Consider the following 6,371-nt stretch of genomic DNA (forward strand, 5'->3'; position numbering starts at 1 on the left):
TTCACTCCCGGGGGTAGACGAGTGCGGTGGTGCCGCTGATCTCCATGACGTCCACGGCCGTTCCAGGGGGAATCACCAACGTCTCGTCATAGGCGCGCGCCGTCCATTCCTCTCCCTCTATGCGGACTCTGCCACCGAGGCCGGTCACTTCCGAGACGACATAGGCGGGTTTGCCGACCAAGGCGTCTATGCCGAATCGCTCCGTTTGAGGCTGCAACACGTGTCGCAGCGCAATGGGGCGCACAAACATCACGCTGAGAGTGGCGACGACGGTGAACACCAGGAATTGGAGGGGCGCCGGCAACCCGAGGGCGGCAGTCCCGGCCGTGACCAACGCGGCCGCGCCGAGCATGCCCAGCGCGGCGGTGAGCGTGAAGATCTCCGCCACCGCAAAGATCCCCGCAACGACCAACCAGACCAGCCACGGATCCATAGGTGCCCCCTCCCGAGGACGCGAGCACGCGAAGGAATCACACCGTCCGTGGTCAACGGTACGGCGCATCCGTCACCGACGGAGGCACGCGCGAGGCACACTGACGGACCTCCCGCCACACCGCCACCCGAGCACCTGCTTCGCGCTCTCTTATGGAGAGACCTTTACCCATCCCCGCACGGGAAAATCGACGTCACACGCGAGGCGCCGCGGCGACGACGCGGGGCACGCGGGGGGGGGGGAGCCGGACGACGAGTGGATCGGCGTCACGATGGACATCACGCACGCCGCCGTACATCGGTTCCACACAGAGGTCAGCGGCCCGCGACGACAGCCCTCGCCGGAGAAATGGCAGACATGCGGCCGACCCGGTGCAGGGTGGCGAGGAGCTCGTCCGGCGTCGTACGGTCACCGTGCCCGCCTCGGCGAGTCCTGCGGAGGCGATCACGTACGACGACGCGGCACCGGCGGCCGGCCGCGATGTCGAGTGGGGTCGATGTCGTTGTCATGCCAGGCAGCTTGGGGCGGAGCGCATTCGGCTCGCTTCACCGCGGGTTCGGCGCCCGGGAACCGGGAGGGGGCGGGAGCATCCCCGCACCCCACCCTGGTGCCGCGGCCGAGGGACGGGGCCGTCGGGTCAGAAGGAGGAGCCGGTGTCGCCCGGCTTGATGCGTCCGCGCCACGCTCCGGACTCGCTTCCGCGCTCCTCGATGTACTGCTTGAAGCGCTTCATGTCTCCCTTGACGCGCCGGTCGATCGTGCCGAGCGCGTCCGCGGCCTTGTCCGCGACCCCGCTGGGCTCGACGTCCATCACCAGCTCAACCCGCGTATGCGTGTCGTCCAGGCGCTCGAAGCGGACCGTGCCCTTCTGCTTGGTGTCTCCGCTGGTGGTGCGCCACGTGATGCGTTCGTCGGCGAGCTGGTCGACGATCTCGGTGTCGAACTCACGCCGGGTTCCACCGATCTTGGTCGTCCAGTGGTTGTGGCGGTCGTCCACCTGCCTGACCTCTTCGACTCCCTCCATGAACCGCGGGAACTCCTCGAACTGCGTCCACTGGTTGTAGGCGGTGTGGACGGGAACGGCGACCTCGACCGTTTCCTTGACCGTGCTCATCTGTGCGCTCCGTTCTCACTTGCGTCGATGCCAGGGCCCGGCGGGCCCTGGCATCGAGTACCCGAGGTGGCGCCGGATACGACCACGCGGCCCCGGTCCCCGGATCAAATCCTCGTGTTGCGGGCCATCCGGTCGGCCGAGGAGACTGACGGGTATCGGCGGCAGTCGAGGGAGGCCAGGATCCATGGGCACATATGTGCAGCTCCCCGGTGTGCGGACCTGGTACGAGTCGGAAGGCGCCGGCGATCCGTTGCTCCTGCTGCACGGCGGTCTCTGCACGAACGACACATGGGGTGCCCAGCGAGCCGCGTTCGCGCAGCGGTACCAACTGTTCCTTCCAGAGCGCCGCGGGCACGGCCACACGCCCGACATCGACGGACCCCTCTCCTATCGGGCCATGGCCGACGACACCATCGACTTCATCGAGTCGGTCGTCGGCGGTGCCGCCCATCTCGTCGGGTGGAGCGACGGCGGGATCGTGGCACTGCTCGTCGCCGTGGCCCGCCCGGAGCTGACCCGGAAGATCGTGGTCATGGGAGCCAACTTCCTCCCAGGACCGCAGAGTTCGGCCGCGCCGGAGATGTTCGATCACATGCGACCCGATGCGCCGGACATGGCCATGTTCCGTGACATGTACGAGGCCACGTCACCCGATGGCGCCGGACACTGGCCGATCGTGGCGGAGAAGGTCGTCGACATGATCCGCACACAGCCGACCATCTCCAAGGACGACCTGGGACGTATCAGCGCACCCACACTCGTGGTCGTGGGGGACGACGATCTGGTGACGCTCGAGCACACGATCGCCCTGTACCGCGCCGTCCCCGATGCCGAGCTGGCCGTCGTCCCGGGGACCTCGCACGCGCTGCCCATGGAGAAGCCGGAGCAGGTCAACCGCCTCATCCTCGAGTACCTCGCGAACGATCCCGTCCCGACGTTCTTCCCCATCCGGCGTGCCCGGCGGACGGCCGCGGACGGCGCTCCGTCGTGACGTGAGCGAGAGGAGAGGATCACGCCCGCGCCAGGGCGCCTCTGGCGGAGGCAGCAGTGCGTAATACTCTCCGTATGAAGTCGAGCATTACGCCGAGGAACGGGCCGATCACCGTACGGCGGGCCGTCGCGCGGGACGCCAGACGGCTCACGCGGCTCGTGCGTGGCTCGCGCGCCTACGAAGGGCAGTACGCGGGCATGGTCGCGGACTACCGGGTCGGGCCCGACCACATCGAGGCCCACCGCGTTTTCGTGGCCGCCACCGACGACGAGCACGAAAGCCGTGTGATCGGTTTCTACTCGTTGCTCGTCGCCTCGCAGGAGCTGGACCTGCTGTTCGTCGCCGACGAGGCACAAGGGCGTGGGATCGGGCGGCTGCTCGTCGCGCACATGGAGTCCGAGGCGCGCGCCGCGGGGCTCGACCGTGTCCGGGTGGTGTCGCACCCTCCGGCCGAGGGGTTCTACCGCAGGGTGGGTGCGGTGCGCACCGGGACCGCGCCCGCGAACCCACCCGCCGTGGGCTGGGAGCGCCCCGAGTTCGAGTTCCTCATTCCGCCTGCCTGAGCGTCCTTGCTCAGGGCTCCCCCGGCCTTGCCCACGGCCACGGCCACGGCTACGGCTACGACAAGCCGTCCAGCGGCCGGAGGAACCGTCGCTCGTACCGCTTGATGCAGCGGGTGCTGCGAGCCAGCTCGAACGCCGCCTGGCACTCCGGGTCCTGCATGCTGTCCGTGCGGTACTGCTCGTACGCGGCGAGGCTGGAAAACGAGAAGAGGGCGTAGGCGATGTCGCTGTCGCCCTCACTCGGCAGGAAGTAGCCGTGGTGCGTCCCGCCGAAGCGGTTGACGAGCCCGACCCACCGGCGGCCGTACTCCTCGAAGTCCTCGAGCTTGTCGGCGTCGATCTCGTACTTCAGATGAATCGTGATCATGGCTCCATCATGCCGCGTCACCGCTGAGGCCCGACGAGGACCTGGACCCGACGGATGCCGTCGGGAGCGCGGTACTCCGCGATGTCGATGTCGATGCCGTACGGCGACGGGCTGCGCCTGACGGGGTGCCGGGCATGGCGGGCGGGTCTCCCACACCGCGTCGGAGACAGGTGCGGGAGGTACCGCACGGGTCCGCCGAGATCACGGCGCGGTGCTTTCCCTGGTGATCAGGTCGACGACCGCGCGCATTCCACCTTCCGCGAGGGCCGCCCGTTGCCGGTCGGCGCCGGTCCCGTTCTGCAAGAGTCGGTGGGCGAGGGCTGTGACCTGCCGGGTGTCGCCGGACGCGTCGAGGGCGGGGGCGACATGGCTCAGCAGCCCGCACAGCACGTCGCCGGCGCGGCGTCGACCGCCGCTCGGGTCGATCAGGGTGTCGCTGAGCCCGTGACGGGTGGCGTGCCACATGGCCGCCTGCAGCAGTTCCGGCGCCCAGTCCGGGGAGGGGACCCGGCCGGTGGTTGCCTCATCCAGGGCTGTCTCCACCAAAGACCGGACGATGCCGGCGAGCATGACGGCATCGTCCGCGCGCAGCTGGACGTCCAGGCAGCGCACCTCGATGGTGGGATACCGCTCCGAAAGACGGGCCTGCCAGTACACCTGGCCGGTGTCCGAGATCAGGCCGCTCTCCAGCAAGCGCTGCACCCGCCGGTCGTAGTCCGCCGCATCGCGGAAGCTCGGGGGGACGCCGGCGACCGGCCAACGGTTGAAGATCACCGTGCGCCAGCTGGCGAACCCGGTGTCGTGGCCGTCCCACAGGGGGGAGTTCGCCGACATCGCCGTCAGCACCGGCAGCCACACCCGTATCCGGTTCAGTACCTGCACACCCGCCTCCCGGCTGGGCACGGCGACATGCACATGCATGCCGTTGACCAGTTGCTCGGCCACCAGCTGAGGCGCCTGCACCACCATGGCCCGGTACCGCGCCTCGTCGGTGACGCCCACGGGCCGGCCGTCACGCAGCGGCGGCGTCGCGGCGGCCGCCATCCGGCAACCGTGCTCCTCGGCGGCCGAGCCGACGGCGTGCCGCAGTCGCAGCAGGTGCCCACCGACCTCCTCGAGCGTGCCGCACACCGGAGTCGCCACCTCGACCTGGACCTGCAGCAGCTCGGACTGCACCTCCTCGCCGCCCACGATGTTCGCCAGGTCCGCCGCCAGACGCACTTTCTCCGCCTGCGGCACCGGAAGGCCCACGATGGGGTCAACCAGCAGGTACTCCTCTTCCACGCCGATCGTGGTCATCGACCGCCCTCTGTTCAGGTCGCTGCCGTGAACCGGCTCACGATGTACCCGAGCCCGTCTGGCGGCGTCCATCGCCTGGCGGGACGCATGCCGTGGGGCTGCCTCCGAGTGCCGCAATCGCTTCATCACAAACCCGCCACATTCACGGGCGCGAAGTGCAGAATCGCGATCATGTCACTCGCGGGCGGAGAGATGGCCTGCCGCGACGCGGCGTGCGGCATGGGAGCGCGATCGTCCGGCGGATCCTGTGACCCCACTTCAGGGGTCAGGCGACCACGGGTGGGCCACCGTCCGCCCTGAGGGTCGCGTGCTGTCCGTGGCGGCAGTGGACGAGCCGATCGGCCAGTCCCCGCTGCTCGGCCTCGTGGAGGAACGCTTCGAGGGGCGAACGCATCACCGTGTAGTCGCCGTAGTGCACGGGCAGGATCGCGCCGGGGCGCATGCGGTCCGCCAACTCCGCTCCCTGGGCGCCGTCCATCGTCAACAGGATGCCGCCGGGAAGGAGGGTGCCGCCCAGATGCAGAACGGCCAGGTCCACGTCCGGGTAGCGTCGGCCGATCTCGTCGAGGCCGTCGAACAGCAGCGTGTCACCCGATATGTACAGGCGCATCCGGACGGGTCCGTGGACGGCACCGAACTCCAGCATGCTGCCCATCACGGGTGGCAGCATGCGGCGCAACAGCCCGTTCCCGGCATGACGGCCGGGCATGGCGGTGACTTTGACCTCGGTGGTCCGGCCGCGCAGGACGTGGTCCTGCCAGGTTCGCAGGCCGAGGGCACGGTGGAAGCCGTGGAGTCCTTGCAGCCGACGTGAAGCGTGCGGGGTGGTGATGATCGGCAGCGCGCGGCTCAGATGACGGCGGGCGACGCGGTCCCAGTGGTCCCCGTGCAGGTGCGAAAGGATCACGGCGTCCAGGTCCGGCACCGCGCGTACATCGAGAGCCGGTTCGGTGAGGCGGCGGCTGACGAGGCCGTAGCCGAGATACGCGTACTGACCGCGGTGAAGGAAGTTCGGATCCGTCAGGACGGTGAGGTCGCCGTACCGCAGCAGGACCGTCGCGTTGCCGATGAAGTGGATGTGGAGCGGTTCGTCGGCGAGTGGAGTCACGGGAACTCTCCCCACGGTACGAGCGGCAGGGCGGGCGGCCGTCCGGACCCGGTCCGAGAGGGCGGTGGGGTGCTTCCAGGTGGAGCGGGTACCCCGGCCCGGCCCGGCATCCCGTGGTGGCTCGCCCGCGACCTCGCCGATTCTCGTCCGGGGGCACGGCTACGGACGATTCCGGTTGCGGAGGATTCCGGTCGTGCATCCGCGGAGTTTCGCCTCTCGGTCCTCGGGAAGTCGGCAGGCCTGTGCAGGGGGGGTCGGGCCCGTGAAAGGAGTGACCATGAGCAGTCCCGGAACCGAACACGAGCCGGATTCTCCCTTGGAGCGGGAGACCGGTGAACGGGACGTTCCTCCGGAGGAGGAAGGACGCCCCGAGCCGGACCCGTCCGACGGCGCCACCGATGACCCGCAGGAGGCGTAGGACGAAGTCACCGGATGACCGCGGCATCGGCGTACGCGGCGGTGCCGCTCCGGGCCCGTCGCTTCCGTAGCAGACGGA

The 6,371-nt window shown here is 69.4% G+C and carries 8 protein-coding genes; 3 read left to right on the top strand and 5 right to left on the bottom strand.

Going from position 1 to position 6,371, the window contains the following annotated elements; translation table 11 throughout:
• Nucleotide 1: 1 nt before the first annotated feature.
• Nucleotides 2-433 (bottom strand): NfeD family protein, encoded by a 432-nt coding sequence (locus tag ACFWJX_RS08970; protein WP_383239003.1) that lies wholly within the window; start codon nt 431-433, stop codon nt 2-4.
• 637 nt (nt 434-1,070) lie between these two features.
• Nucleotides 1,071-1,547 carry an SRPBCC family protein gene (locus ACFWJX_RS08975; RefSeq protein WP_383239006.1) on the bottom strand — a complete coding sequence of 159 codons (477 nt, stop codon included), beginning with the start codon at nt 1,545-1,547 and terminating at the stop codon, nt 1,071-1,073.
• Nucleotides 1,548-1,731: 184 nt separating this feature from the next.
• Between ACFWJX_RS08975 and ACFWJX_RS08980 the strand changes: the two genes are divergently transcribed.
• Nucleotides 1,732-2,538 carry an alpha/beta fold hydrolase gene (locus ACFWJX_RS08980; protein WP_383239009.1) on the top strand — a complete coding sequence of 269 codons (807 nt, stop codon included), beginning with the start codon at nt 1,732-1,734 and terminating at the stop codon, nt 2,536-2,538.
• Nucleotides 2,539-2,612: 74 nt separating this feature from the next.
• A complete protein-coding gene (locus ACFWJX_RS08985; protein ID WP_383239012.1) occupies nt 2,613-3,101 on the top strand; it encodes a GNAT family N-acetyltransferase in 489 nt (162 codons plus the stop codon).
• A 55-nt stretch (nt 3,102-3,156) separates the two neighbouring features.
• Here ACFWJX_RS08985 and ACFWJX_RS08990 read toward each other — a convergent pair whose 3' ends face one another.
• The 3 genes from ACFWJX_RS08990 to ACFWJX_RS09000 all read right to left on the bottom strand — a co-directional run bounded on the left by ACFWJX_RS08990 (nt 3,157) and on the right by ACFWJX_RS09000 (nt 5,875).
• Complete coding sequence (locus tag ACFWJX_RS08990) at nt 3,157-3,468, bottom strand: NIPSNAP family protein (protein ID WP_383239015.1); 312 nt, start codon at nt 3,466-3,468, stop codon at nt 3,157-3,159.
• A gap of 201 nt (nt 3,469-3,669) precedes the next feature.
• Nucleotides 3,670-4,767 (bottom strand): glutamate--cysteine ligase, encoded by a 1,098-nt coding sequence (locus tag ACFWJX_RS08995; RefSeq protein WP_383239018.1) that lies wholly within the window; start codon nt 4,765-4,767, stop codon nt 3,670-3,672.
• 265 nt (nt 4,768-5,032) lie between these two features.
• Nucleotides 5,033-5,875, bottom strand: coding sequence for an MBL fold metallo-hydrolase (locus ACFWJX_RS09000; RefSeq protein WP_383239021.1), 843 nt, complete (start codon nt 5,873-5,875; stop codon nt 5,033-5,035).
• Nucleotides 5,876-6,152: 277 nt separating this feature from the next.
• On the opposite strand from ACFWJX_RS09000, the gene ACFWJX_RS09005 reads away from it, so the two are divergent.
• Complete coding sequence (locus ACFWJX_RS09005) at nt 6,153-6,293, top strand: hypothetical protein (RefSeq protein ID WP_383239023.1); 141 nt, start codon at nt 6,153-6,155, stop codon at nt 6,291-6,293.
• Nucleotides 6,294-6,371 lie beyond the last annotated feature (78 nt).

It is taken from the genome of Streptomyces sp. NPDC058335, from assembly GCF_042723915.1.
Taxonomy (GTDB): domain Bacteria; phylum Actinomycetota; class Actinomycetes; order Streptomycetales; family Streptomycetaceae; genus Streptomyces.